The organism is Pseudarthrobacter sp. LT1 (assembly GCF_035621795.1).
GTDB lineage: Bacteria > Actinomycetota > Actinomycetes > Actinomycetales > Micrococcaceae > Arthrobacter.
On record NZ_CP141830.1, the window covers coordinates 791,935 to 816,796 of the forward strand.

Consider the following 24,862-nt stretch of genomic DNA (forward strand, 5'->3'; position numbering starts at 1 on the left):
TGTGGCTGACAGGGGCCGAATCAGGAGCGCCGGGGCGGACAGCTTTGGCAGGATGAAAGCATGACTCTTTCACCTACCTTGACTTTCAATGACGGAAACACGATCCCCCAGCTCGGCTACGGTGTGTGGCAGGTTGAGGACGACGTGGCTGAAAAGGTCGTGCGCCAGGCGTTCGAGGCCGGCTTCCGGCATATCGACACGGCAAAGATCTACGGCAATGAGGCAGGCGTGGGCCGGGCCATTGCCAGTTCCGGCCTGTCTTCGGAGGAAATCTTCATCACCACCAAGCTGTGGAATGCGGACCAGGGCTACGAGTCCACCCTCGCCGCCTTCGAGGAGTCCATGGACCGGCTCGGCCTGGAAACCCTTGACCTGTACCTGATCCACTGGATGCAGCCCAAGCAGGACAAGTACGTTGACACCTGGAAGGCGCTGATCGAACTCCAGAAGCGCGGACGGGTGAAGTCCATCGGTGTCTCGAACTTCACCGCAGAGGGCCTGCAGCGGCTCATCGACGAAACGGGCGTGGTTCCGGCCATCCACCAGATCGAACTGCACCCCTACTTCAGCCAGCGCGAACTGCGTGAGTTCGGTGCCGCCAAGGGCATCCTGACCCAGGCATGGTCTCCGCTGGGCCAGGGCGGGGAACTGCTGCAGGACCCGGCGGTCGCCTCCATCGCTGCCAAGCACCAGGCCACCCCGGCCCAGGTGGTTATCGCCTGGCACCTGGCGATCGGCAACGTGGTCATCCCCAAGTCCGTGACCGAGTCACGGATCAAGGAGAACTACGCAGCCCTTGAGGTATCCCTCGATCCGGAAGACGTCGAAGCCATCAACAACCTGGACCGGACCGCCGGCGGCGAAGGCCGCATCGGCCCCGATCCCGCGGTCTCCGACTTCGCCTAGGCCCGTGACGGCGGCACCGGTCCCAGCGGTCGGTGGAACTCCGCCAAGCCAACCCCAGCCCGTGCTGCCGGCAACTGCCAGGCAGCACGGGCTGAGGCTTTTAATCTGACCTGTACCGGGCCGGGCGGATGTGGGCCGGTCAGGCAGCGATCTGGACGTGCTCCACGGTGACGGCGTCCACCACGGCCCAGCTGTCCTCGCCGTGGCAGTGCCGGCCGGCGAAGCGCTCGGCTTCGTCAAGCGTGTCAAAGACCTCGGACCGTGCCCGGCCGCAGTCGGCGTCGAAGTACGTCACGTGAAATTCCTGTACTGCTTGGTTTTCCATGAATCCAGTCTGCAACCAGGGTCTGACATTCTTTGGAACCGACTCCGCGTGTTGTGGACAGACGCCGGGCAGGGCGCCGCAGGACGGGTGTGGCCGGCCGGTCAGCGGGCCCTTGGATCCTGGGTGGCCGCGCCGGCCCGCACCTTCAGCGTGAGCGCGGCGAGTGCGAGCATGCCGAGTCCGGTCCATACAAGGGTTCCGCTCCAGACCTCGGGCGAGAAACTGAGGGCGCCGTCGTGGAGTGCCACGCCGGCGAAATATGGGGCCCAAAACACCACCGGGGTGAGGCCTGCCGCGGTCATGAGCCGTGCGGGACGGCCAGGGGTGGGACGGACCACCGCCCACACCGCGCCCACGAGGATGGAACCGACCAGGGCAACCGGGACCAGCCAGGCGTCGCGCAGCGCCACCATGACCTGCAGGGCGACGGAGGGGACCAGCGCCATGGCCGCCGGAACGGCAGGGTGCAGGCGCCACCGCAGCGACAGCAACAGGACGGGAACAAAGAGCGCGAACGTCGAGACGAGGAACGATGCCAGGGACACCATGATGCTTGAGGACGTCGGTACCGTCACCGCGGGCTGCGTCCCGGCAACGGTTGTGTACGTCTGGATGAGTCCGTGGCGGGCGAAGACCGCGAACTCCTGCAGGATGAACGCGGCAACCATGCCGGCGAGCACGGCGCTGGCTACGACCGGGAGCAGCCGTGGCCACGGCCGGGCCGGGGTGTGCCACGCGGCGGAGAAGGGTGCTCCCAGGATGAGGAAGCCGCCAGTGGCCAGGCCCAGATGGGACGGGCTGAACAGGGCGCTGATGTTCTGCTCGATCCCGAACACCGAATGCCAGGCGAAGTCTCCTGCCCCGGATGCGAGGAAGAGTACGACGCCGGCCGCTGCGGCCCCGTAGCCGGCAGGGACGGCGTCCATCCACCGCGTGCCCGGTGCGTGCCGGCGCCAGGTCAGCGCGGCGATCCAAACGGCACAGGCAGCGAAGCCCGAGTAGAGGACAGCGTGCCACGGAGTGAAGAACGTCTCGAGGTTGCGCAGGTTGTTGTGGGCCCACCCGTCAACATAGGTCCCGGTGAGGAGCCAGACGCCCGCGGCCAGGGTAATGATGTCTTCCCTGGCCGTGGTGGGGCGGTGGACTGATACCGGCGGAATCGCAAAGGCATGAGTTGCTGCGGCGTCCATAGCTCCAGAGTAGGTCCCGTCCGCGCCCGGGGCGACAGGATTTTTCCCGGGCCATTCCCGTATGCGCCCTCCCTTTAGCTGCTGCCCAGGCGGAGTACGCGCTCCTGCGCCAGCATTGCCGTCCGGCTGGCTTTGTCTGCCGCCCGTGCGGCCTGTTTCGCTTCCGCTGCGGTGGTGGCAAGCTGCTTGCGGGAGCGGTCAAGGCGTTCTTCGGCGGCCTTGAGCCGGCTCCTGAGTTCAGCCGTTTCCTGCTGCAGTTCCGCGATGTCCGCACGCGCCTGCTCTTCCTGCTCCCGCAGGCCGCCGGCCAGTTGTGACGCTGCTTCTTCGGCCTCCCGGGCTTCCTCGAGGGCGGCCTTGGCCCGTTCCAGCGCAGGCGGCGAGGCCGGGCGGGGGGTCTGCCGGACTGCCTCAAGCCGGGGCTTCGCCGGCGTTGGCGCGGTGCCGTGCGGCGCCGTCGCCGGCGTCTTCGATGCCGCCACCTTCGCCGCTGGCGTTTTCCCGGCTGGCGGCTTCACCCCTGCCGTCTTCATACCGGCCACCCGCCGTGCAGGCGGGGGAGTATCGGCGGCCCGGTTCGGCGGTGCGGCCGGGAGCAGACCGGGGAGGGCCACCGCGCCGCCAAGGTCCACGTCGTTGACGCCGTCCGAGGAGAGGACTTTCAGCAGCCGCCCACTGGCAACGGCGTTGGCTGCACCCGTGTCCGCCGTCAGGGCCCGGAGTGTTTCCTCGACGTCGGCTGCCATCGCGTCGCTGATGGGCCGGCCCTGCTCAAGGGCCACAGACCGGGCGGTGTCGACGGCGTCTGCGAGCATGGTGCGCCGCTCCCGGCCGAGTTCGCGCATGGCAGGGGCGTCCAGCGAGTCCTGGGCGGCCCGCATCCGTGCCCCAAGGTCGCCCAGCCGGGCCGGCACTTCCGGGCGGTGCCTGGCAAGCATGTTGAGCGCCCACGCGGCGACGGAAGGTTTCGGCAGTCCCCGCACCGCTGCCGCGAGGTCCTTGTCCCGGCCCGCTGCCTCCTTGGCGGCGGCGGCGCGGGCTGCAATGAAGTCCTCCAGCGCCCCTGCATACAGCCGGTCGGCAATGTCCGCCAGGGCTTCGTCTTCCATGCCGCCATCTTAGGTGCCGGGAACGCTGCCTTCCGTAGATTCACCGCCGTGGGAGACCGGCCCACGCCCCCACGGCCGGTGCGGGAAAAGGCACCCTGTTACTCGCAGGCCGGGAGGGGTAAGTTGCACGAATGGACGATTCATATCAGGTCATCGTGGTTGGCGGCGGTTTTGCCGGGAAAGCTGCGGCTGAAGAGTTGGGCCGCAAAGGTGTCCGGGTTCTGCTGCTTGACGCCAACAGTTACCAACAGTTCCAGCCACTCCTCTACCAGGTGGCTGCGTCCCAGATCGGCGTGTCCACGGTGACGCGGCCGCTGCGCGCGGAGTTCCGCGGAATCAACAGCGTCCGGGTCCTGACGGCGGAGGTGACCGCCATCGACGCGGCGAACCGGACCGTGACCACCGCGGACGGTTCCACCTACCGGGCCCAGGCCCTGGTCATCGCCACGGGGGCAGTTCCGAACTTTTTCAACACCCCGGGCGCGGATGAGCATGCCTACCCGCTGTACTCGGTGGCGGATGCAACACGGCTCAGCGCGGCCATCACCGCCATCCTGGACGAGGCCGACCGCGAGCCCGGTGCAGGCGCTGACGTCATTGTGGTGGGCGGTGGACCCACCGGCGTCGAGACTGCCGGCGCGCTGGCTGAAAACGTGAAATACCTCGTGCCGAAGTACTTTTCGCCGGAGCTGGCGGGTCGGTGCCATGTCCATCTGGTGGATATGGTTCCGAACGTCCTTGCCGCCTTTTCGGAGAAATCGCAGGCGTACGCCCGGGACCGCCTGACAAAACTCGGCGTGCAGCTGCATATGGGCCAGCCCGTGGCTGACGTCCGCCCGGACGGGGTGACCCTCAAGGACGGGACGGTGATTCCTGCCCGGGTTGTGGTGTGGGCCGGCGGGCTGCAGGCCGGGCGGATCATCACCGAGTCCGGCCTGAAGCAAGGCAGGGGCGGCCGCGTGGACGTCCAGCCTGATCTGAGCGTCCCTGACGTCGAGGGCGTCTATGTGCTGGGCGACTCCGCCAACATCACCGACGCAGCCGGGAACAAGCTGCCACAGCTCGGGTCGGTGGCCCAGCAATCGGGTAAGTGGGCGGCCCGCAACATCTACGCGGATCTTACCGGCGGAGTGCGCGAGCCCTTCCGCTACTGGGACAAGGGGTACATGGCCATGGTGGGACGCGGCGCGGCGGTCGCGGAACTGGGCCGCCGGCGCCTGCAGCTTCAGGGGCCCCTGGCATTCGTGTCGTGGTTGGCGGTCCACCTGGCCCTGCTGCCCGGATTCCAGCAGAAGGTCAGGGCGCTGTTTTCCTGGGCCAACGGCTACGTCACCCACAGCCCCTCCCAGGTGGTGGTGGGCAGGCCGGATTAGGGCCCTTCACCCAGCGGGTCAGGCTGGCCGCCGCAGGTCCCCGGCTGCCTGGCGCCCACCCCGGTGGGCTGGCCCGCCGTCGTCAGTTCCTTTCGAAACTCGCCAGACGGCCCGCAGCAGCCCACCCGGATGCTTCGTAGGAGGCGGCAGCGTCCGGGTGGACCACCATATGCAGGTACTCGGCGCCATGGAGGAAAGCCTCCTCCGCCATCGCCGCGAACAGGCCCCGTTCGAAGGCCTCCTTCTCCGGCCCCTGCGGGAGTTCGGTGATGGCCACCGCCGCGAAGTCATCCCGCACCTGGATGCGGCCCTTGGCGACAGGGTGGTCGAAAACGGTGATTTCGACGGCGTCATAGGTCTCCATGGGTGCCAGGGCCACCTGGGAGTTTTCGGGCAGCTCCACAGCCACGTCCAGCCCGGCTGTCGGGGCCATGAGCAGGACCTGCTCAGCCACGGGAGCGAGGCTGGCCGGTGCCAGGCCCTCTGCGGCGCCGGCGTCGGCGCAAAGCAGGGTAAGGCGCCCACCGGGTTCGCCCGCGGCTTTGCCTGCAAGTTTTTCAGCGTCAGGTCCCGGCCAGCCTGCCACGTATTCCTTGCCTGCGGGATCCTGCCCCTTGCCGGCTTCGACGACGAAGCCCGCGCCGATGGGGTCTGCGCCGCGTTCCTGGAGGTCGGCCCAGGCGGGAACCCAGCCGATTGCGGGAAGGTCGTGTTGTTCCGGCATGGACAGTTCCTTACGTTCGGCAGCGGCGGGACAGGGTCATCCGATGCGGCTGGGCAGGTTCCCTGTCAACGTATCGGATCGGCATGCGGGCCGCCAGCGGAACGGCACGGCGCCGCCACGGCTGATGCTTCGGTGCAGTGGGTCAGGGCAGGTGGGCGAAGGACATGCCGGCTGCCAGCAGTTTGTCCACCGCCTGTTTCAGGCCTTCCGCTGTTCCGCCGTTGGGGTGGTTCCCATGGCAGATGACCACGTCCCCTGCCCGGGCCTTGCCCACCTCCCGGGCAACGACGGCGGCGGGATAGGTTGCACCGCCGTCGCCATTGATGCTGAAGCCCACCGGCTTTACGCCCAAAGCACCCAGGATGTCCGTGGCGACGTCGTCCATGTAGGCGGTGCCTGGGCGGAAGTACCGGGGACGCTTACCCGTAATGCCCGCCAGGGCGTCGTCGTTCGGCATGACCTCGTCATAGACTTCCCCCGCGTTCCTGGTCCCCGGGATGCCGTACGCCGTATTGCCGGTGGTGGACAGCGGCTTATGCGAAGTCCCGTGGTTGGCCACCTCGAAGAGGGGGTCTGCCGCTAGCTGCCGCGTGGCAGCGGGGTTGGCATTGATCCACCGGGAGTTCAGGAAGAGCGTGGCCGGGATGTGGCGTTGGCGCAGCGTGTCGAGCAGCGCCTGGTCGTAGCCGCTGCCGCCGGGGCCGCCGCAAAAGTCAAAAGTAAGGGCGATTCCCTGTGAAGCGGGTGGCAGCCGCGTAAGGACTCCGGGAGCCTCCAGGCCCCAGTACCGGGCCGGGTGCTTCCCGTAGGTGTCAACAATCTGGGCACGTGACGGAATGGGCGCTGCCGGCGTGTTGGGGGCGGGCGCGTCGCCATCGGGCCCGGAGTGCAGGACGGTCGAGCTGGCACCCGCCGCACCGTCGTCGGGCGCCGGCATGTCCGATCCCCGGACTTGGTGCTTGGGGTGCGGTTGCAGGTCGGGCACGGCGGCGGACATCGTCAGCACTGCCGCCAGCAAAACCGCCCTGCGGCCGGGACCCTTCCCGTCCTGGCTCAAGTGCCGGGGGACATGTGGTTCCACCGCTAGTTCCTCTTCCGGGACTGTTCTGCGGCCCGCGCCCGGCCTACCCTGTCCGGGCAGGCAGATGGGGAAGGTGCGGGCAGGCTGCAGGCTGCGGGAAATGCAGCGTCTAAGGCAGCAGCGCGCGCAACAGCAGCCTGGAAGCGGGGGGTCATACCCGGAGGATACCTTGGCTGCCTTGCCGTTTCCTGAACCTTGCCCGGCGCCTGGGCGCCGGCCGTAATAAAGCGCCGCGGCAGGGACTTTGGTCCCTGTGCCCTCCGCCCGGTCCGGCGTTTACTTGTGGTTTGGGGTGGGCACAGCCGCCCGCTTCAGAGTCAGTTCTGTCACCCGAGCACGGAGGCTACATCCAGCAATGAACCTCAAAGACCGATGGGGCCGCCTGGACCCGGCAACCCAGAAGTGGCTGATCGACAACCCGGGATGCCAGATACTTCCACGAACGATCACGGCGGTGATCTCCAAAGAGAGCGGGGAGAGCCTTCCCACGGGACAGCACGGCGAGGCAGCCGTTTCCCGCGAGGACCAGGACTTCATCCGATCGAAGCTGAACGAGTTTCCCAAGGCCTGAGGCCCCGCCGCGATCACGGGCGAACCCGCGAAAAACTGGCGCGCCCGCGGGTAGTAGACTCAGCGCAACATTGGCACTTGGGGGAGTGGGACATGACAGCAGCAATCTCACCGGCGGCGGCCGGGTTCACCAGCCCGGCATTCCTTCGGACAGCCTGCATTGCCGTCACCTTCCCGCCGTGCATCAAACCGTGAAGCCCATCATCCTGCTCGACATCGATGGCGTCCTGAATCCCGCCGTGCGCCCGGGCAGCGGGATTGACGGGCCGCTGCTTCGGCTCTCCAACGAGAAGCGCGCCCTGGTCCGGCGCTTGGCCCGCAGCGGACGCATTGCGTGGGCGTCCACGTGGCCGGCGGACACCGTCGCCGGTCTGGAAGCCCAGCTGGAGCTTGACGTCGAACCGCTGCGGGTCACCATGGTGTTCCGGCAGTCTGACGCGGGCGTGCCGACGCCAAAACTGACATCGATTGCCCGGTGGCTGGCCAGGATGGACGCCAGCGACAACGCTGACTGGGATTCGGTCGTATGGATCGATGACGTGCTTGGACCCGACGCCAGGAAATGGGCCAGCGGTCACGGCCAGCCGGTGCACCTCGAACAGCCTGATCCTGACCGCGGCCTGGCGGAAGTCCACGTGGCACGGATCGAGGCCTTCATCGCCGGCAGGTGACGTGTTGGTTGCCAAGGAGAACAGCCCGTTGGGGACAAGTTCGGACGCAAGGCGGCGGTGGGCCGGAACCACTGCCTGGATCCTGCTCGTCTTAAGCTCGCTGGTCCTGGTCAGCTACGGGATCGCTCGTGCCGATTGGTTTCTCTGGCTGCCCACGCCGGCTGAAATGGAGCAGTCGTGGACCGGCAACCTGTTTGTCTACGCCGGGTGCGCCGTGTCCATCGCAGCTTCCGTATGGTCACATGCCCGTGGCAACCCGGTGTGGGTGACCGTCTGTGTCGGGCTGCCAGGCGTCCTCGTGGGCTGGGCGGCGCTGGTGGACCCCTACAGCCTGCTGCGTCACCTGGCCGCCGTCGTCGCATTTCCCATGGCCCTCAGCGCGGTGGCCGAGGTCATCTGGGCCCGCGGCTACAGGCAGCGGGGACTGGGTCGATAAGGAGGCCGCCTCCCGTGCCCGCGGTGAAAACCGGAAAAGCCGGTTAACCAGCGAAAAACCCCGGAAACCCCTAAAAGAAGGGGCTGTCCGGGGTTTATCCCGAGCTTCCTATCAGAATCGAACTGATGACCTTTTCATTACGAGTGAAACGCTGGGATACTCTGTATGTAGCTATGCCACTAATAACCGCGGAATATAGGGGTTTTTGAAGCTACGAAGTATGCACATGCTGGACTGCTCGTGCATAGTAATGGGTACACTAATGGGTACACCTAGGGAAAGTGAGGTCGGGGCATGGCGCGAGGCAAGGGCGAAGGGGCTCTATTCAAGGACGCCAGAGGATACTGGACAGTCCGCATCGAACTGCCGAGCCCTGACGGAAAGCGCCGGCAAAAGGTCATCCGCCGCAAGGACAAGAAGGCCGCCATGGCCGAGATGTCCGCCATCAAGAAAGAGCTCGACAAGCTCGGTGACCTGCCGACGTCGAACCTCGCCGTGGAGAAGTGGCTCCGGCGCTGGATCGACGACATCGCTCCGAATGAGATCCGGCCCAAGTCATACGCTTCATACAAGTCCACCGTCGACGGCTGGCTCATCCCGATCCTGGGCAAGCGGAAAATCGACGCGCTCAACGCCGACCACGTCCGGCAGATGTTCAAGGTCATCCAAGCCACGCCGAAGAGCCTCAAGCTGCGCAGTGTGGACCCGAAGGACTGGCCAGCCGGCACGGCAATGGTCGGTGCCGACACTGCCATCAAGGCCCACGCCGTCCTATCGTCCGCGCTCAAGACGGCCATGCGCGAAGGCAAAGCCACTCGAAACGTCTGCGAGATGGTGGATCCGCCCCGCAAGGCAAAGACCGAACAGAACGCACTCAGCACCGAGCAGGCGATCGAACTGCTCGCGCACCTCACTACCCGCGAGGACCGCGCACTGTGGGCGACGTACCTGCTCACCGGGGCCCGCCGGGGCGAGATCCTCGGCCTCGAAGCCGACCGGGTAACCGACCACCTCGACTTGTCTTGGCAGCTGCTCCGCATCACGGACATCACGACGGCCCCGGCCGACTACGAGTACCGGCACCTCGAGGGCACGCTTTACCTGACGCGGCCGAAGTCGCAGTCCGGGTGGAGGATCCTGCCGCTCGTCGAGCCGCTGAAGTCCATCCTCGCGCTTCACATGCAAGGCAGGGGAGATGGCCTGATCTTCACCCGTAACGGTCGCCCTTGGGACCCTGACGGAGCCACGGAGGCATGGGCTAAGCTGCTGGCCGAAGCTGGCCTGCCGGACGACATCGTCCTTCACGGCGCCAGGCACACGGCCGTGGACTTGCTGGACGCGGCCGGCGTCGACTGGGACACGATCAAGGACATCGTCGGCCACTCCACCAAGAAGATGTCCCAGGCCTACCGGACCAAGGTCGACATGAAGCGTCTCACGGGGGCGCTTCAGCAGATGAGTAAGATGCTCGAGGCTCCGGCTGGCGACGGCGCTGCAGCCTGAGGGGGATGCCGACGTTTCTACTTCGGTAGAGTTTCGGCGTGGACGACTTGATTGATGAGATTGACCGCGCTGTTCGGGCGGAGTTATGGATGCTAGCTTTGGCTGGAGCCTTGGCCCTTCCGGACATATGTGCAGCAGTGCAATCTCCAAACGGCAAAACGACGGGTTCCAAGTACAAGCGTTGGGTAATGGACTACCTACTCGGCGCATACCCCAAGCTGGACCCGGACGAGCTGCACCAGATGAGATGCAGTTTGCTGCACCAGGGGACCTCGTCGGCCATCAAGTACAAGCGTGTTTGCTTCGTATCGCCGCGGTCAGGCCTCATTATCCACAACAGCGTCATAAACGACGCGCTGATTCTGGACATGCCCATGTTTTGCCGAGACGTCATCGCTGCCGTGGAAAGGTGGCGTCTATCAGTGCAGCACACTGAGGCTTACCGGAAAAACATTGAACATGTGATGCGCTGGCACCGCGGCGGCGTCGGCGACTACTTTCTTGGAGGCGAGGTCCTGACCTAGTTGGATGTCAGGGCCTGACCGTAACGTTTTCCACCGTGCTAACAGACAGACAGAAGGCCATGCTCAACCTCGCGGGCGAGACGTTCAAGTACGCGGGTTCCCTTGATGCTGCGGCGGGGGAGCGCTTCGGCCTATCCCCGACGCGATACTGGCAGGAGGTCAACGCGCTCCTGCGCACTGAAGCAGCGGTCGCGTACCGGCCGGCGCTCGTCACCATGCTCAACGGTCGGCGGCGGACCTATGCCCGCCCAAACCAGCGGATCCTGGCCTACGATGGCCGTGGGGCCAGCCGTGCCCACACGTCACATTAGGGGGAACAGCGAACGCCAACAGCCAGCAGAGGTTCGACGTCGCCGTGCCAGGCACCGTGGAGAGCGTCTATGACACGGTCCTTCGGGTCATCATGGAAGGCCGGTACAAGAAGGTCGAGCCGTCAGAGTTCACCAAGATGATCACCTTCCGCACAGGAGCCTCGCTGATGACCTGGGGTCAGCGCTGGATTGTGCAGGTATCCGTCGGCGTAGACGGGCTGCCGCACGTTATCGCTACCGTCACTCCACGTAACGGCGGCCAGCAGCTGGACGCTGCCCGCATTGCCAAGCTCGCGAACGAGTTCTACCAGAAGGTTGCGGCCGCAGCGCAGCCCGTCTAGAACTGGACGAACTTCCCGCGCCACTCGTCGGGCCCCTGGCGCCGCACATCCTTGGCCGGCACCCAGCAGACGCAATAGGAGTACTCGTACGATGCGGCGGATCGGATCCTCGGGGGAAAGCGCCGAACCGCCTAGGCAAAGTTACAGATTGGTCGTCGCCTCAGCAACATGCGTTCTCGCAGGTACAGTCTGCAGCAATGCATAGACTTCGGGGGACAACTTCATTTAGGGGGAACATGATGCAGTACAAGCAAGCGGCCGGACTATTCGTTGGTGGTATCACCATGTGCATTTGCGGACCAGTCCTCAGCGCTGGATCTTGGTTCTTCGCCAGCATGGCTATGGTAAGAAACGATCAGCAGATGGCCGTGGTTTTCTGGATCGTTGCCGCGATAGGGGCCTTGCTGGGGCTAATCGGGTCAATCGTGCTCATCGCAGCCGCGCACCGTGCCTTGGTCAAGATCGACGCCCTACCTCTTCGGGACCAGTACAGCCCTGCGGAGGACTACCGCGTCCGACAGTACTGACGACGAACAGCGCCCCACCTCCGAAGAGATGGGGCGCTTTGTCGTGCTGTCAGGTTAGAGCCCTCTGCGGGCGACTTCGGCTAGGAGGTCTGCGTCTGAGGCAGTGTCCAGCCGCGGACTGACTGATGCCAGGTACAGGCTGTCTTCGGCGTCGAGGTCTTCCATGGTGAGCGTGCCGGCCGTGCGGTCGGCACTCATGACGTCATCGATGGACTCTAGTCTCCAGTCCAGCGCCTTCTCGAGTTTGCGGCGGGCATCCTCTTCCGGCAGGTGCCGGCCGTGCTCGAAGTCGCGGATGACCTGCTCAGCCTCGATGCCCGCTTCCCGAGTGAAGGCTTCCCGACTGAGGCCGATCTCTTCACGTCGCCGCTTAGCCAGCGCGCCAAGTTCCCGTACGAGTGTTGCAGCCAATTTCATTCCCCCTTGTTGCCGGATTACGAACGTGGCGAGCCTACTCCACGCCTCCGACATCGCGCCGACCTGCCGGGGGAATAGCTAGCTGCCCAAGGAGCGGGCAGACTAAAGCGGCAGGAGCCCCCCAAAGGAACCCCTGCCGCCTGCCCTCATGCTAGTGGCTCAGCCACACCCTTGAAGACAACAGAAGACCCCGAGGCCTTGGGGGGCGGCTCGGGGTCTTCCTGGCTTCTACGTTCGCCGGGGGAGGGCTACGGTAGTCACCTCGAAAAGGTTACTGGTCGGTATCCTCTCCAGCAACTTGCGTTATTGCATCCGGGACCTGCGTTCACGCAGACTCGATTTGTCCGCCGAAGGTCACTTCAGAGGGTCATTCGCTTCGCATGACTTGGCCGATGGTTCGGATGGGCATTCCCAAGGATGCGGCGTAATCAAGGATGGCGACTAGGTCTGCCTTGTTCACGTTTGTTCCGCCGGAAGCGCCGGATGCCACGATCTGGTGGACCATGAGCGTCAGATGACGTCCGTGGGCCTTGGCGAAGTCAATGTAGCTCTTGTAGGTGGCCAGGGGTGTGTCTGAGGTCACCGACACCGCTTGGTGCCGCATCGGCTGAGTGGGAAATCCCGCAGGGGCGTAGTACCCGCCCGTATGCCGAGCCCAGGAAAAAAACTTTCGGGCAATCTTCGTGGATGCGACGTCGTTGGCGCCCACAGGCCACGCGAAGTAGTCGGAGGCTTTAAATCCTTCGCTTCGCAGCCACGCTTTCAGTCCGCCCAACTCATCGGCCAGTTCTTGTGGTGACAGGCTGGGCATACCGCGATTGTGGTTGGCAGTTAGGTACGCGTGGCCTCCCATTTCATACCCGTGTTTGTCTTCTAGCTCGTGTGCCTGATCGACGTTGAAGCCCTGCACATAGGTTGAAGGGTTCGAGCCGAACACAGGAGACCCTGCCATTTGATCGGCAATCAACAGCATCGTCGCCGCCGCACCGTACTTTCCGAGAATCTGGGGAAGATACGTGTACTGGCTCAGCAAAGAGTCATCGCAGGTGACCGAGAGGACGCCGTCGGGGTAGGCGTTCTTTGGCGTGTAAATACCGATTTGCTGGACGTTCACATTCAGCGGCCCCGCATTTTTGTCCGTTACTCGGATCTTGAGGTTAGTTATCGAGGAAAGGTCCACGGTGCCGGTTTTATTTGAGAAGTCATTCGCGGGGACATAGAACCAGGTCCAATCGGTAGGTAAAAGCATGGCTGACGCGCCAGTGCCCTGTGACTCGGCTTGTATGGAAGTGTTGAACGAGGCGTAGTTGTTTTGCCCCCAGAAGAGGATGACGTTCGCCAGCCTGTCCGGATTATCTACCTTGAGTTGGAAGGCGATCCCCTTGCCGGTAAGGTTCAACGGCGAGAGGGCGGGAGAAATGATCTCTACAGTGCCTCCTGTGCCATTAGTTGTGGCCTTGATTGACTGAGTGCCGATCAGAAAGTCCGTCGTATCGGCCGTGAAATTGGTCCCGCCGGCCATCGATGCGACGCCCCACCCGTGCCCGGCCTGGAATGTAGTCAACGGGGCCACTACAGGTTTCGGCGGGAAGGTCGTGGGTCCAACGACCCGAACCGCCGCCGCTGTGAGTGACTGGGCGGTCATGGCAGGGGCGGCGGTGGCCGGAACGGCGGCAGTGCCCCGGTTGATAGTCCAAGTTCCCCCAACAGTGCCGAGCCAGAGATCCAGTGCTAGGCCGTTCTCGGTGAGCTTGGGCAGGACGCATGAGCGGTAGCGGTTTGCGGTCGCTATGGGGTTAGTGGCTCGGTTGAAGGTCTTGCCGTTGTCTTCCGACAGGGCAAGATACACGTCACCTCCGCCGCTGTTGGCCGCCGCGTCCTGGATTACCATCAGCACCTGGGAGCCGATTTGCATTGCATCGATATGCCACGGCGACTTACCGGTTCCCCAGGGAAGGTCAAACTTAACGTCCTGGTCATAAGTCCAGGGCCCGTAGGGGTTGGAGGCGGTGAACCGTTGGACAATGCGCGGCTGCGCAAGGATTTCGACGCCCACCATCACCCACTTCAATGCGGATGCGTCCCACCACACGGCGGGGGACATGAGCCGCTTTACCGTGTCGGAGTAGCCGAGCACCTTGACGGGGGTGGTCCAGGTGATCCCGTCCACGGACTCCGTCAGCATGATCTTTTCTGCGTTTGTTAAGCGCGAGGAATACTCGCGGTAGAACAACAAAAGCTTGCCCTCCGGGGCTTGAATCAAGTGCGTGTCAGAGTTGTAGCCTCCGGGTGGTGCCGGTACCAGTGGGTTGGTCAGACCGAGAGGCGCAGTCCAGTTTGTCCCGTCCGTCGAGACATAGATGCAAGGGTTTTCGAGTTGGTTGTCGGAGTTTGCGTAAGGGGTGGCCGCTGCCCACCAGTGGTACCCGTTGAAGCCATTGGGAAAGAACCGCACCGTCGGGTGTGCCACTACGCCTGAACCATCTGGCGTGGTCCACGTCGTGGTGGTTGTGGGTCCCAGCGAGAACTTATTCAGGTCCGTTATGCGCAGTTCCACGCCGGCGCGATAAACGGTGGAAGCCGTGACAGTGGCCGAAAGGTCGGGAAGCTGAGAGGCGATTATCTTCGCATTCGCATCCAAGGCTGCGACGCCGGAGGGTGCAGCCTTTTCGGAAACGGGTATATAGGTGACCGCGGTCTGAGCGTCTGCGGCCTGGGCGCTGCCAGCGCCCAGGGCAGTCATTGCGGAAGCGCCCGTGACGGCAGTTATCAGCGATCCAAATCGCAGCAGCCCGCGGCGCTCCATGCCAGTATCTGTGAGTGATGTCGGTTGCTCCCCAGCAACAATCTCGTTTGTCATACGCAGAAGCTATTGGGCCTGTAAATGCACAACCACCGTGGCGAATACGTGTCTTACTGCAGACTGGGTGGCGGCTTGGAGTAAGTAATACTCAGTCTGACGCCTAACGCGGGGTCGGGGTACTTAGACGTTAGAGGAGCTTTTTGGCTTCCAACGATTCGCGGATAGCAGGCCCTATGTGCTGTGCGTATGCCTCGGTCATGTGAACCTTGTCGAGCTTCATGGGGATGCCACCGGCGAAGCTCGGGCAGGAGTTGCCGGAGCAGAACCAAGGGCTGGAGTCGAGATAGAACCCGCGGCTTCCGTACTGCGAGGCAAGCCGTCTGTCCGTGGATCCGAAGTCTGACTTCATGGTCGTGATGCAGTCCTCGGGCGAGCTCAGCTTGTTGTAGCACTCTGCGATGTTCTTGTCCGCCGGCGGCCCCGGCAGGAACACAAAGGTTGATGGTGCAGTGATCTTCTTGATCTGCTCGTCTGTGCCCGTGGTTGACCCGGAGAAGATGACCATCTGTGGTTTGATGCGGTTGATGGCCTGGACGGCGGCATCGGGTCTGTCGGTGCATCCTTCGGGGATGACGTTGCGGGTTCCGATTTCGGCGCGGGTGGTGAACGGGCAGCCGAACATGCCGTAGGAAGTGACGCTCCATCCGCTCGTGTTCCCGATGGCTGACCGGAGCGCGGCAACGTAGGTCATGCTGATGGAGTCGCCCACGGTGACGATGGTCTTGGTGGCGTTGGGGTCGCCCCAGGTGCAGGCGCCCTCGTCGAACGACACCTTGCCGTCACCGCAGCGCATGACGTCTGAGGGGGCCTGCTGGCTCCCAATCACGGAGTCAATTGACGGGTTCAACTCGGGCCACTGCTTGGCTTTCAGAGCGGCAGCCAGCTCGGCCTGCAAGGCGTCGAGTTTGGGCGTCGTGGAGGCCTTTGCGCCTGCGGATGGCGTGACAATTGCGGGCGCCGCGACGGCGTCGTACGTTGGCGGCTTGGAGAGCAGGAGCGTTCCAACCAGACCGGCGGCCACCAGCGCTAGGAGGCTGAGCGCGGTGATCTTGTAGCCTTCGGAAAGTCCCTGACGTCGAGCCCCCCGAAGCTTCGCTTCCGGCTTAAGCCAGTTTGATTTGCGGATGGGGTTCTCGACCAGGTGGTAGGAGTAGATCGCCGTCACGAGCGCGAGTGCCGCGGCAATAAGGCTTTGCAGTTGACCATTCCCCATGGCCGTCGAGACGAAGATAATGGCGGGGAAATGCCACAGGTAGAGGGAGTACGAGATGTCGCCCAGGTAGCCGGAGATGCGGTTGGTGAGCAGGCCGGGGGCGGCGCTGTGGTCGCCGGTGCCGGCGATGATCACGGCGGCCGTAGCGAGGACCGGGAGGGCTGCCCATGGTGCCGGGAAAGCTGACTCGCCGGAAACCACGAAGAGGGAAACGAGGATCCCCGCGAGGCCCGCGTAGCTCATGATCTTTCGAACGGTGTAGCTTATTGTCCGGAAGGACGGGCTGAACACAGCGATCAACGCACCAACGCCAAGTTCCCATGCGCGTGAGAACGTCGAGAAGTAGGCCCACGTGGGGTTGTTCGCTGTCTCCCACATCGCCCAGGCGAAGGAAGCTGCGCAGACGACAATGAGGACGGCGGCCGCGGCACGCCGTGCCCTGACCTTGTCCGCTTCGGCCCTGCGTCCGACGAGCACGAAGATCAGGAGCATCAACCACGGCCATACGAAGTAGAACTGCTCTTCAACGGCCAAAGACCAGTAGTGCTGAAGCGGGGACACTGGGCCGGATGCCTGGAAATAGTCGGTGCCAGCCGCGGCGAAGTGCCAGTTAGCGGCGAAGAAGAAGCCCCAGATGCTGTCACCCAGGGTGGACTGGAACCGGGCTTGGTTGAAGAGCAGCCATGCGCCCAGCACGGTTACTGCCAGGACGAGTGTGGCAGCTGGTGCGATCCGGCGTATGCGGTTCCGGTAGAAGCCGGTGAACGAGATGGTCCCGGTCCTGTCGTGCTCGCGGAGCAGCAGCCCGGTGATCAGGAAGCCGGAGATGACGAAGAACACGTCGACGCCCACGAACCCGCCGGATGGCCAGCCCACCAGGTGATCGAGGACGACGGCCACGACGGCGATCATTCGAAGACCTTGGATGTCGGCTCGGAAGTTGCGCTTGGTAGCGGTTTTCGAAATCCGTGCGCGGCTGAGTAACTTCAACGCCATGTGGCGGCCCCCCATTGTGATATGCCCAGAACCATCACAATATAGCGGAGCGCTGCCTTGCCCCACCAAACGGAGTCACCGCTGGTGGGGCAGGGGTTCGGCTTAGGCCAGGGTCAGCGAGGGCTGGTAGTCGAGCAGCGAGCACTTCATGGTGGCGAACTCGAAGCCTGCCTGCGCTACCGGGCGGCAGTTCAGGGTGGCCCCGGATGTGACCTGGTACTGGATTTTGATGGGGATGTACCCGCCGACCTGCGCCCGGGGTATCTGGGCGTTCATCGACACGTTTACGGGTGCTCCGTTGGTACCTGCGATCGCACCCATGTTCACGTTGAGCACCGACAGGGAGCCCGCGACTTCCGCGTTTGTCTGCACCCTGAACTGGTATCGGGTGGTCGAGTCGCCGGAGGGGGTGAAGACGCCTCGGAAGTCCACCTCGAACTCTGTCCCGTTGGGCGCCCACACGATGGACAGGTTGGGCACGTCGGTCCACGTTGTTGCGGTTCCGCTGAAGTCAGCGGTCAGGGTCTTCAGTACCGGCGGCTGGTACTGGCGGGTTCCTTCGGCCGGGATCGCCGGCTTGTCCACTGGTACCCAGACGTTCCCGTCCCAGCGCTTCCGGGTTGGCATCAACGCGGAGATGACCACGCGGGCGCGCATCGGGTTCCGGTTATCCAGGCCGGTCCAGAATGCGTATACCTGCCCGTTAGGTGAGTGCATGGCTTCGAAGTCGGCGGTCTGGTCGATCTCGTATTTTCCGGCACGGCGAATGAACTGCCGCCCGCCGTCGAGCACCGTCCAGTTGTCAGCCTTGAGGCTGGGCGCGGTGGCCCGGAAGATTTCGGTGGGCAGGTTGCCGAGTTGCCCGAAGCCTGCGTGGTAGACCATGGTCCATTGGTTGTTCTCACGGGTCACCCATGCGCCGCCGCACATCGACCACCGGCTGTTGGGGTAGATGCTCGTCATGGTGTTGGTGACACGGGTGAACGTCCCGGTCAGGGTGGCAGAGGTTGCCTGTGCAAGCTGCCACCGGGAGGCCGAGTCCTGGAACTCAATGAACATCACATAGGTGCCGTCAGTGTCCTGCACCACGAAGGTGTTACCGAAGTGCAGCGCACCGGCAGGCATGGCCGAGAGAGCCATCGACTGGCCCACCATGGTCCAGACTGTCGGAGCTGTCTTGGACGCGGTGTACACCTTGATGGTGTTGCCCACCTGATCGTTGCCGAAGCAGTAGACCGTGCCCGTTGCGCTGCCCGGGTTTGGGTCGTACACGGAGGCGTGGTTGATCTGGGCCACGCCGTTGCCGGAGCCGACAACGGCGGCGGTGGTGTACTTCGTCCAGTTCGCCAACACGGTGGGGTCGGCGGTCAGCGGGCAGGACTGGTACCAGAGGCCGTTCCCTGCGGTGTAGAGCATGTTGAACTTGGTGTCGTCCAGCCAGGTTGCCGCTTCCTGGTTGGAGTCGCCGTCCGCCCCCGCCACGGTCGTGATGACCTTGCGGTCTGCCGGGTTCGGTGACACGCGCAGGTCAGCCATCGCAGAGGACAGCCACTCCTGCCCGACGACCGGGTTAGCTGGGGCCGTAGGAGTCGCGGGGAGCTTGGCGGGGAAGCTGTCCAAGCGGTTTCCTTGCGAGTCTTTCATGTAAGCCATCTCTTAGGCCTCCGATACGATGTCGAGGATATCGCCGGTGGTGGAGTCCACCTTGATCACGACATTCCGAGCGGGCAGGGGATTTCCGTTCTGATCTTCGAAGCGGACATACGTGGCCGACGCGGCCGCTTCAGTGAGTAGACGTTTGCTTGGTGACTGTGGCATGTGTTTCTCCTAAATGAAGTAAGGCTGTCCGTCGGTATCGGCAAGGATCTGCACGGCATTCGATCCCGCTGCGAAGTAGGGGGTTCCGTCGGTGTCTAGGGCAATATTGGAAATGCCAGCCGGACCTTGCGGCCCCTGGAGGCCGGTGTCGCCTTTGTCTCCTTTTGGTCCGACGACCGAACCGGCGTCCACCGTCTGCGCGTCCGCTTTAGTGAGGATGAGCTTCCCGGATCCGTTCACGCTCGCGGCGGTGACCCTCTCGGCAGCCGCTGCTGCAGCTTGGACTCGAGCGGCTTCGGCGTCGGCTGCCGACGCAGCGGCCGCGTCCCGCATGCCCTTCGCCGAAGATACAAAGACGGTCAGCCCGGCACCGACATACTTGATGTCTTGAGACGGGGCATAGATCGGCTTCACGAAGGCGTCCGCGCTGGACGTCAGCGGGTTGGCCGTCGGAAGCCCGGAAGCATCCTTCAGCGCGAGAGGCGTGCTGTTGGTTGTGTCGTTTGCGTCATACACATAAACCTGCGCGTTCGTGGCGCGCTGGAACGTCACCGGGTCAGCAATCAGCTGCCCCTCGTAAGGGAAATCAGTCACTTAGTGCTCCTTCAGGGCATGAAAAAAGCGCCCATGAAGGCGCCGTGAGTGTTTCGCTTGGGTGGGACTACGCCCGGTGATCGGGCCCGTCCACGCGGTCAAGGGACTGGGACGCGACGCGCGCAGCTTCAGTGGACGTGGCAGAGGATGGGTTCACGGAGACGGTGGAACTGTAAATGGGGGTCTTCGAGGAACCGAGTGCAGCGCGAACCAGCCACGCGGGAAGCTTGGGCTGGAGCCATCGCCATGCCGCGTACCACGCGCCGATCACGACGGCGGTAATCGCCGAGGTAGCGGCAGTGGTTATGACATCTGATTGACTCAACAGATAGTCCTGCAACGGGGCGAGGGCCGGCAGAAGCAACACCGCCCACGTGACGAAACTGCCCCACAGGGACGGGATGACCGTGCGGAGGACCGCGGTAAGGAACTGGCTCACTTTTCCACCTCGTCCCGGGTTGCGACGAACTGGAGGTCGGAAGACCCCAGCGCGGCGGCAATGGTGGTCGTCCCCTTGACCTCATTCGTACGTGGCTCGCGGTAGATGAACGGCTGGTTCACCGTTGCCTGGGCGCTTGCCTCTGCAGTTAGGCGCTCGACGTCCACGCCGAACAGCCCCTCCGGGAGGATCTGAACTTCGCCGCCCTTGAAGATGGACATCTTCCCTTCCCGTGCCATGAGCTGCAGGTCGGCAAGATGCTGAGGGTCACGGACCTTGGTCTTGAGTAGTGCGTTGCCGATCCACGTCTGGTCCGGGGTGGCAGATGCTGTATCGCGGAAGATGGTAAGCATTTCGTCGTCCTCTTCTTGTGCTTGGGTTGCTGCTGCGTTGGTGATGGCGCCCTGCAGAACGATGCCCTGGGCGCCGAAGAGCGGGGTGGGGTCGATGCATCCGAAGATGATGCGCGGCCAGTCGGTGGAGTAGTTCACCGGATCCGCGACCGTCACGACGTGGAGATGCGGGCCGACCTTCTCGGTGCGGGTCTTGGTGTCGCCGGACTTTCCGATGACCTGGGCCTCAGCCACATGCATGCCGACGCTGACTTCGTCGTTGCTGGACTGGTGGCCGTAGATGTCGAACTCATCGGTGCCGTCCGCCTTGATGACGGTGACGATGCCGGGGAAAGTCTTGTACATGCCCCAGCGGCGGAAGTACCCGGAGGTGCTCCACGAGTCGTCACCGGGCAAGTCCTCGCCCCAGCCCGCGTAGACGACGGTGCCGGAGCGCATGGCCCGGATGGGTGTGCCGACCGGGCATGCAATGTCCACGCCAGCGTGCCCGTAGTGCTGGTAGTCGCCGTACAGCCAGACGAGGTATTCGACCTCGGTGCCGTCCGGGCGGCCAACGACGCCGGCGGTGGCCAGCCCCGCGAAGAGCTGGCTGATGGGGAACTTCTCGTCAACTGGTCTTGTCATCGGGGGTCTCCTTGTTCTCCGTGGCAACGACAACCGTCACCGGGCCCGTCGTGCCTCTCTTGCTCTTCTGCATCTGGCGGGCTTTGCCTGCACGCATCTCAGCGCGGATCGTGTAGCCGATGTGAATTAGCGCGCCCAGCAGCAGTAGGTAGAGGCCGAAGTAGAGCTCGACCTTCCCCGGGTAGCGGGGCAGCAGGACATTGACGGCCGCGTTCACAGTGATAATCACGATGACTCCGAGCAGGGTCATCAGGGACCGGCCCGCCGGCCAGAGCTTCCAAGAGCCTCGAGTGGAGCGGTGCCAATAGACCATGAGGCCGATAGTCACCAGCCCAACCAGGCCGATCACGGCAGCGTTCAGTGGAATCAGGGTCATACTGTCCTCCCCCGGAATGCGTGGGTCAGTGATTCGGAATAGTGGTTTCGCGTGTCCGCTTGCCGAAGTTTCGCGGCCTGCTGCTCCGCCTGCTTCCGGATGGCCTCAACCGTTTCGGCGTCGCGTTCTGCATCAGCGAGGATCGTGCGGTTGCGTTCCAGCGCCTCCTTATTGGCGGCATGCTGGGGGAGTAACTTCTTGAAGAGGAATTTCACGGCGCATCGACCGCCTTCTGCCGGGCATCCTGCAGGGCAGCGACGAACTTCTCGACCGTGTCGCCCACGGCGGTGTTCCGAAGCGCTGCCTGCGAGAGATCGGCATTGTTCGCGGACAGCCGTTCGTTGGCGGCCTCTGCCGCCAGCGCACGCGCCATGAGGGTGTCGTAGTGCGGCTTGGGAATGATCCAGCCCTTGAACACGCCGTAGAAGATGAAGGCGACGACGCCGACAAGAAGTCCCCAGGGCCCGACGTCGATGAGCCCTGTGGGTATCACCCAGCCGTCCATCAGCCGATCCTTGTGATCCGGACCCGGGACGTGAACGTCCGGTTCGACGTTCCAGTGTCGTCCGGGCCACTGCCGTGCGCGAGCGTTGGGTTGATGACCTGGCCGGCGGTCAGCATGATGTTCGGCATGGGCACAACGAAGTTCTGCAAGCCGCCGCCCAGAGCCGTTGTGTACGCTCCGTCAACTGAGCCCCAGGACACGCCAGAAATCGGCTTGGTGAAGGACAAGAGAACAGTGACCGCGTACAGCCCTGCGTCGCGGACCTTGATCAGGTCCGTCCCGTTCGGCGCGGCCAGAGTCAGGTCTGTGCTTTTGGGTGAATCCACCGAGAACGTGCCGAGTCCCCAAATCGTGTTGGGACCAGCCGTGTTGGCCGCTGTCGTGAGCTCGATGTGGAACGGCGGGATCCGCTCCCACCCTGCCATGTCATTCACACCCAGCTTGTAGACCCATTTGGCCCCGCTGATATTCACCTCGGTGCCGACATCGGTGAGGTAGGTCCTGACCAGCTCGCTCTTGGCGTACAGGCCTCCGTTCCCGGCCCAGACGCGCAGGTCGATGAACTCGACGGGCGCGGACGTTCCACCCTGCCACTTCACAAGGAACAGCGGCTGGTCATCCTCCACGCCGGGCCCGATCTTCCGGGTTGCCGGGATTATCGGGTCAGCGCCGGCCTGGATCACTTCGAGGGTCGACGGGCCGCCAAGTGCCGGCTGCCAATTCCGGCGGACCACGATCAGGTCCCACCGGGTCCCTGAGGCAATCGTTGCGCACTGCACGACCTGATCAATTTCAGCCTCGTCCGTGACGCCGTAACCATGGGCCCGACCCTGCTTTACCAGCACGGCGTATGGGATCGAGGGGTGCGCGGTCACCTTGAAATCGCCCGGCCCGTACACGCCATACTGGGCAGCGCCAGCAAGGTTCTGGGCACGGTCAGTCTCAGTCACTGGGCCGTCATAGTAGACGCTTGTCAAAGCCATCAGCGGGCCATCCTGTCGTTGTCGCCGCGCTTCAGAGCGCGGATGCTCTTAGCAAGCTGGGTGTCTGTGTCGTCTTTGCGTTCACCGACGACGGGCGTCGCGGTATCGCCGTCCTTCGCGTCCCAAGAGAGCTGCACTTCCCGGAGAACATCGGTGTAGGTTTGGCGGCCGATCATTGCCGTTACCCGGTCGCCTACTCGGAGCCCGTCGCCGCCGTAGCGGAAGTGCTTCGTCTCCGTGAGCTCGAGGGACAGACCGGTCATCGGTGCGCCTTCGGCCAAGGTTTCGTTGGCGCGGGTTGTGTACACGTCGCCGCTGGAGGAGTCGCGTGCGTCCCGTAGCGTTTCGATGATGTCCGTCCAGTCGGCTTCACGGGTCGTGTCCTGGAAGCCGCGGAACTCGCGTGCCGTGCCCTCGCCTTGGCCTCCCACGACGACGCGGGTGGTTGCCGGCGCCGTGAGTGAGTAGCTGCCACCGATCACGGTCCCTGCTTCGAGGGAAAGCCGGTGAGGGTAGTTCCGTGGTTCGTAGCAGTCCAGCAGCAGCCCGTTACCGGAGTGCTTGACCGTGACACCGATCCCGGCTTGGTCCACAGCGGGGAACAGCCGGTCGTAGGCGGGGTGGAACCGGAACGTGTACGTCCCGGAGGCCCCGCGCCCTTGGTCGGTCGCGATAGTGAGCGGGAAGCCGAGCCTGGCCGCGTTCTCAGCCAGGACCGTTTTGACGACCGTTTCGGCAGGGCCGGTGATCGTCCGGTACTCCACATCCTGCGCGGACAGTGCAGCGCCCGGCTTCGGCCATGCCAGCCAGTTATGCAGGATACGGAAGTCGTCCTCAACCGAGAACGTCAGAGTTGAGTTGATAGCGAACGTCCCCGCGGACTGCCGCACCGGGCCCGACATCTGAAACTCACCATGCCGGTAGATGATTACCCGCGCCCCGGGGGACATCAGGTTGGCCGCCTGCCGGTGATCCGCGTCCACGGTGAACGTTGCCGTGGACTTGACGTTATGCCGGATCGTCGGTTTCACATCGCCCGGGCGGCCTATCCAGCCCTTGAAGTCCCAGCCGACGTACACCAGGATCTCGTAGGGGATTTCCGAAGCCACTAGAACGCCCTCCGGTACTTGTTTGTGACCTCGGCGATGATCGTGCCCAGCCCGGTCATGGTGAACGACAGCGGCCGGTCCTGGCCAGCAGGGATGGGCAGGAAGGCCGAAGTCGGGTCAAGTTCCGGGGTCCGGTCAATCGGAGAAGTGAGAACCTTCAACGCCGGGTCCCACAGCCCGTACCAGAGGACCTGCCCGTCCACCGGGTCAGTGTCGATCTGCACGGCGTACCCGGCGGGTATCTCAAACGGGACCGTCACCGTGCCGGCGCCAACACCGAACGAGGCCGCCGTCGTAGGGCCGATAACAGTCCACACGGGGTAACTCGGCACATCGCCGTCATTCGTGAACGTAGCCGACGCCAGCGTGCCGCCCGGTGAGACGTAATGGATCACATCGTCCGGGTAGCCATAAGTGACCCTGTCTTCTGACGTGATGTAGTAGTTGCGGAGATCGTCTTGATCCCACGACCGGCGGACAGTCTCGCCCAGCCAGTACGGCTGATCCGCGAGCAGATTGATGGCATATGCCGCCCACCCCCGCTGCACGGGGTCATAGTTCAGCGTGTCGTCCGCGCTTGTCAGCCGGAGGTCAAGGGTACGGCGGGTGCCGTCCGGCAGCGAAGCCGTCCAAGTACCCTCCACCTCAGTGTCCAGGGACCGCCAGAACGCACGGTCACGCGCCAAGAACTCGGACGAACTGGCGTCTGAGTAAAGGTAGAGCGGCCAGAACACGTCCCGGTCTTTCGTTGACGTCCCTCGATGCCGTGAACCCGCGACGGTGGGGGAGGTGCTGGCCTGCCGCTCGAGAGTCGGCAGGCCAAGCCCCCTAACGCCCGGCTTCAGGAACAGCCCAGTGGATGGACGCGTAAGCTCCCACTCGGAACCGTCACAGCCCGTCCAGGACAGCCCCACGCCGCGCCACGGCGAAACCGGTGGCGCGGGCGGGGTGTACGGAAGGGCGTAAGCGATACCCACAAGG

General features: G+C 64.0%; 29 protein-coding genes. 10 read left to right on the plus strand and 19 right to left on the minus strand.

All coding sequences use genetic code 11. From position 1 onward, the window contains the following. The first annotated feature begins 60 nt into the window (after positions 1-60). Positions 61-906 (plus strand): aldo/keto reductase, encoded by an 846-nt coding sequence (locus tag VIK36_RS03795; protein ID WP_255174445.1) that lies wholly within the window; start codon positions 61-63, stop codon positions 904-906. Between the two features lie 139 nt (positions 907-1,045). Here the strand turns inward: VIK36_RS03795 and VIK36_RS03800 are convergent, their stop codons facing one another. The 3 genes from VIK36_RS03800 to VIK36_RS03810 form a co-directional block, all read right to left on the minus strand. Continuing rightward, on the minus strand, positions 1,046-1,231 hold the full coding sequence (locus VIK36_RS03800; RefSeq protein WP_324644122.1) for a hypothetical protein: 186 nt from the start codon (positions 1,229-1,231) through the stop codon (positions 1,046-1,048). A 101-nt stretch (positions 1,232-1,332) separates the two neighbouring features. Continuing rightward, the gene (locus VIK36_RS03805; RefSeq protein WP_324644123.1) at positions 1,333-2,421 is read right to left on the minus strand and encodes a hypothetical protein; all 1,089 of its coding nucleotides are present in this window, start codon (positions 2,419-2,421) and stop codon (positions 1,333-1,335) included. Positions 2,422-2,495: 74 nt separating this feature from the next. Next, positions 2,496-3,530 (minus strand): hypothetical protein, encoded by a 1,035-nt coding sequence (locus VIK36_RS03810; RefSeq protein ID WP_324644125.1) that lies wholly within the window; start codon positions 3,528-3,530, stop codon positions 2,496-2,498. A gap of 131 nt (positions 3,531-3,661) precedes the next feature. On the opposite strand from VIK36_RS03810, the gene VIK36_RS03815 reads away from it, so the two are divergent. Further along, positions 3,662-4,903, plus strand: a complete 1,242-nt coding sequence (locus VIK36_RS03815; RefSeq protein ID WP_324644126.1) for an NAD(P)/FAD-dependent oxidoreductase — start codon at positions 3,662-3,664, stop codon at positions 4,901-4,903. Between the two features lie 82 nt (positions 4,904-4,985). Here the strand turns inward: VIK36_RS03815 and VIK36_RS03820 are convergent, their stop codons facing one another. Both VIK36_RS03820 and VIK36_RS03825 read right to left on the minus strand, forming a co-directional pair. Continuing rightward, positions 4,986-5,627 (minus strand): hypothetical protein, encoded by a 642-nt coding sequence (locus tag VIK36_RS03820; protein ID WP_324644127.1) that lies wholly within the window; start codon positions 5,625-5,627, stop codon positions 4,986-4,988. 142 nt (positions 5,628-5,769) lie between these two features. Continuing rightward, complete coding sequence (locus VIK36_RS03825) at positions 5,770-6,708, minus strand: polysaccharide deacetylase family protein (protein ID WP_255174451.1); 939 nt, start codon at positions 6,706-6,708, stop codon at positions 5,770-5,772. Between the two features lie 355 nt (positions 6,709-7,063). Between VIK36_RS03825 and VIK36_RS03830 the strand changes: the two genes are divergently transcribed. The 8 genes from VIK36_RS03830 to VIK36_RS03865 all read left to right on the plus strand — a co-directional run bounded on the left by VIK36_RS03830 (position 7,064) and on the right by VIK36_RS03865 (position 11,591). Beyond that, positions 7,064-7,279: a hypothetical protein gene (locus tag VIK36_RS03830; protein ID WP_224024964.1), complete on the plus strand. Its 216-nt coding sequence runs from the start codon at positions 7,064-7,066 to the stop codon at positions 7,277-7,279. Positions 7,280-7,457: 178 nt separating this feature from the next. Continuing rightward, on the plus strand, positions 7,458-7,949 hold the full coding sequence (locus VIK36_RS03835) for an HAD domain-containing protein (RefSeq protein ID WP_324644128.1): 492 nt from the start codon (positions 7,458-7,460) through the stop codon (positions 7,947-7,949). 28 nt (positions 7,950-7,977) lie between these two features. Then, positions 7,978-8,385, plus strand: a complete 408-nt coding sequence (locus tag VIK36_RS03840; protein WP_255174454.1) for a hypothetical protein — start codon at positions 7,978-7,980, stop codon at positions 8,383-8,385. Between the two features lie 294 nt (positions 8,386-8,679). Further along, the gene (locus tag VIK36_RS03845; RefSeq protein ID WP_324644129.1) at positions 8,680-9,888 is read left to right on the plus strand and encodes a tyrosine-type recombinase/integrase; all 1,209 of its coding nucleotides are present in this window, start codon (positions 8,680-8,682) and stop codon (positions 9,886-9,888) included. 38 nt (positions 9,889-9,926) lie between these two features. Further along, complete coding sequence (locus tag VIK36_RS03850) at positions 9,927-10,412, plus strand: hypothetical protein (protein ID WP_324644130.1); 486 nt, start codon at positions 9,927-9,929, stop codon at positions 10,410-10,412. Positions 10,413-10,447: 35 nt separating this feature from the next. Beyond that, positions 10,448-10,723 carry a DUF3263 domain-containing protein gene (locus VIK36_RS03855; RefSeq protein ID WP_324644131.1) on the plus strand — a complete coding sequence of 92 codons (276 nt, stop codon included), beginning with the start codon at positions 10,448-10,450 and terminating at the stop codon, positions 10,721-10,723. A 44-nt stretch (positions 10,724-10,767) separates the two neighbouring features. Next, positions 10,768-11,064 (plus strand): hypothetical protein, encoded by a 297-nt coding sequence (locus VIK36_RS03860; RefSeq protein ID WP_324644132.1) that lies wholly within the window; start codon positions 10,768-10,770, stop codon positions 11,062-11,064. 335 nt (positions 11,065-11,399) lie between these two features. Beyond that, positions 11,400-11,591 (plus strand): hypothetical protein, encoded by a 192-nt coding sequence (locus VIK36_RS03865; RefSeq protein WP_324644133.1) that lies wholly within the window; start codon positions 11,400-11,402, stop codon positions 11,589-11,591. A 54-nt stretch (positions 11,592-11,645) separates the two neighbouring features. On the opposite strand, the gene VIK36_RS03870 is transcribed toward VIK36_RS03865, so the two are convergent. The 14 genes from VIK36_RS03870 to VIK36_RS03935 all read right to left on the minus strand — a co-directional run bounded on the left by VIK36_RS03870 (position 11,646) and on the right by VIK36_RS03935 (position 24,858). Beyond that, entirely contained in the window at positions 11,646-12,002 is a 357-nt protein-coding gene (locus VIK36_RS03870; RefSeq protein WP_324644134.1) for a hypothetical protein, read from the minus strand. Positions 12,003-12,375: 373 nt separating this feature from the next. Beyond that, positions 12,376-14,868, minus strand: coding sequence for a polysaccharide deacetylase family protein (locus VIK36_RS03875; protein ID WP_324644136.1), 2,493 nt, complete (start codon positions 14,866-14,868; stop codon positions 12,376-12,378). A gap of 130 nt (positions 14,869-14,998) precedes the next feature. After that, positions 14,999-17,095, minus strand: a complete 2,097-nt coding sequence (locus VIK36_RS03880) for an acyltransferase family protein (RefSeq protein WP_324644137.1) — start codon at positions 17,093-17,095, stop codon at positions 14,999-15,001. A gap of 87 nt (positions 17,096-17,182) precedes the next feature. Beyond that, the gene (locus tag VIK36_RS03885) at positions 17,183-18,700 is read right to left on the minus strand and encodes a hypothetical protein (RefSeq protein ID WP_324644138.1); all 1,518 of its coding nucleotides are present in this window, start codon (positions 18,698-18,700) and stop codon (positions 17,183-17,185) included. 36 nt (positions 18,701-18,736) lie between these two features. Beyond that, positions 18,737-18,898, minus strand: coding sequence for a hypothetical protein (locus VIK36_RS03890; RefSeq protein WP_324644139.1), 162 nt, complete (start codon positions 18,896-18,898; stop codon positions 18,737-18,739). Between the two features lie 9 nt (positions 18,899-18,907). Next, on the minus strand, positions 18,908-19,492 hold the full coding sequence (locus VIK36_RS03895) for a hypothetical protein (RefSeq protein ID WP_324644140.1): 585 nt from the start codon (positions 19,490-19,492) through the stop codon (positions 18,908-18,910). A 67-nt stretch (positions 19,493-19,559) separates the two neighbouring features. Continuing rightward, entirely contained in the window at positions 19,560-19,931 is a 372-nt protein-coding gene (locus VIK36_RS03900; RefSeq protein WP_324644141.1) for a hypothetical protein, read from the minus strand. Continuing rightward, positions 19,928-20,908, minus strand: a complete 981-nt coding sequence (locus tag VIK36_RS03905; RefSeq protein WP_324644142.1) for a M23 family metallopeptidase — start codon at positions 20,906-20,908, stop codon at positions 19,928-19,930. Before VIK36_RS03905 ends, VIK36_RS03900 begins: the two co-directional genes overlap by 4 nt. Next, a complete protein-coding gene (locus VIK36_RS03910; RefSeq protein WP_324644143.1) occupies positions 20,892-21,284 on the minus strand; it encodes a hypothetical protein in 393 nt (130 codons plus the stop codon). The genes VIK36_RS03905 and VIK36_RS03910 overlap by 17 nt, the downstream gene beginning before the upstream one ends. After that, the gene (locus tag VIK36_RS03915; RefSeq protein WP_324644144.1) at positions 21,281-21,499 is read right to left on the minus strand and encodes a DUF7620 family protein; all 219 of its coding nucleotides are present in this window, start codon (positions 21,497-21,499) and stop codon (positions 21,281-21,283) included. Before VIK36_RS03915 ends, VIK36_RS03910 begins: the two co-directional genes overlap by 4 nt. Continuing rightward, the gene (locus VIK36_RS03920; RefSeq protein WP_324644145.1) at positions 21,496-21,789 is read right to left on the minus strand and encodes a hypothetical protein; all 294 of its coding nucleotides are present in this window, start codon (positions 21,787-21,789) and stop codon (positions 21,496-21,498) included. The genes VIK36_RS03915 and VIK36_RS03920 overlap by 4 nt, the downstream gene beginning before the upstream one ends. Further along, positions 21,789-22,739, minus strand: coding sequence for a hypothetical protein (locus VIK36_RS03925; protein ID WP_324644146.1), 951 nt, complete (start codon positions 22,737-22,739; stop codon positions 21,789-21,791). The genes VIK36_RS03920 and VIK36_RS03925 overlap by 1 nt, the downstream gene beginning before the upstream one ends. A gap of 32 nt (positions 22,740-22,771) precedes the next feature. Further along, positions 22,772-23,881 (minus strand): Gp37-like protein, encoded by a 1,110-nt coding sequence (locus VIK36_RS03930; protein WP_324644147.1) that lies wholly within the window; start codon positions 23,879-23,881, stop codon positions 22,772-22,774. Further along, complete coding sequence (locus VIK36_RS03935) at positions 23,881-24,858, minus strand: hypothetical protein (protein WP_324644148.1); 978 nt, start codon at positions 24,856-24,858, stop codon at positions 23,881-23,883. The genes VIK36_RS03930 and VIK36_RS03935 overlap by 1 nt, the downstream gene beginning before the upstream one ends. Positions 24,859-24,862: the final 4 nt, after the last annotated feature.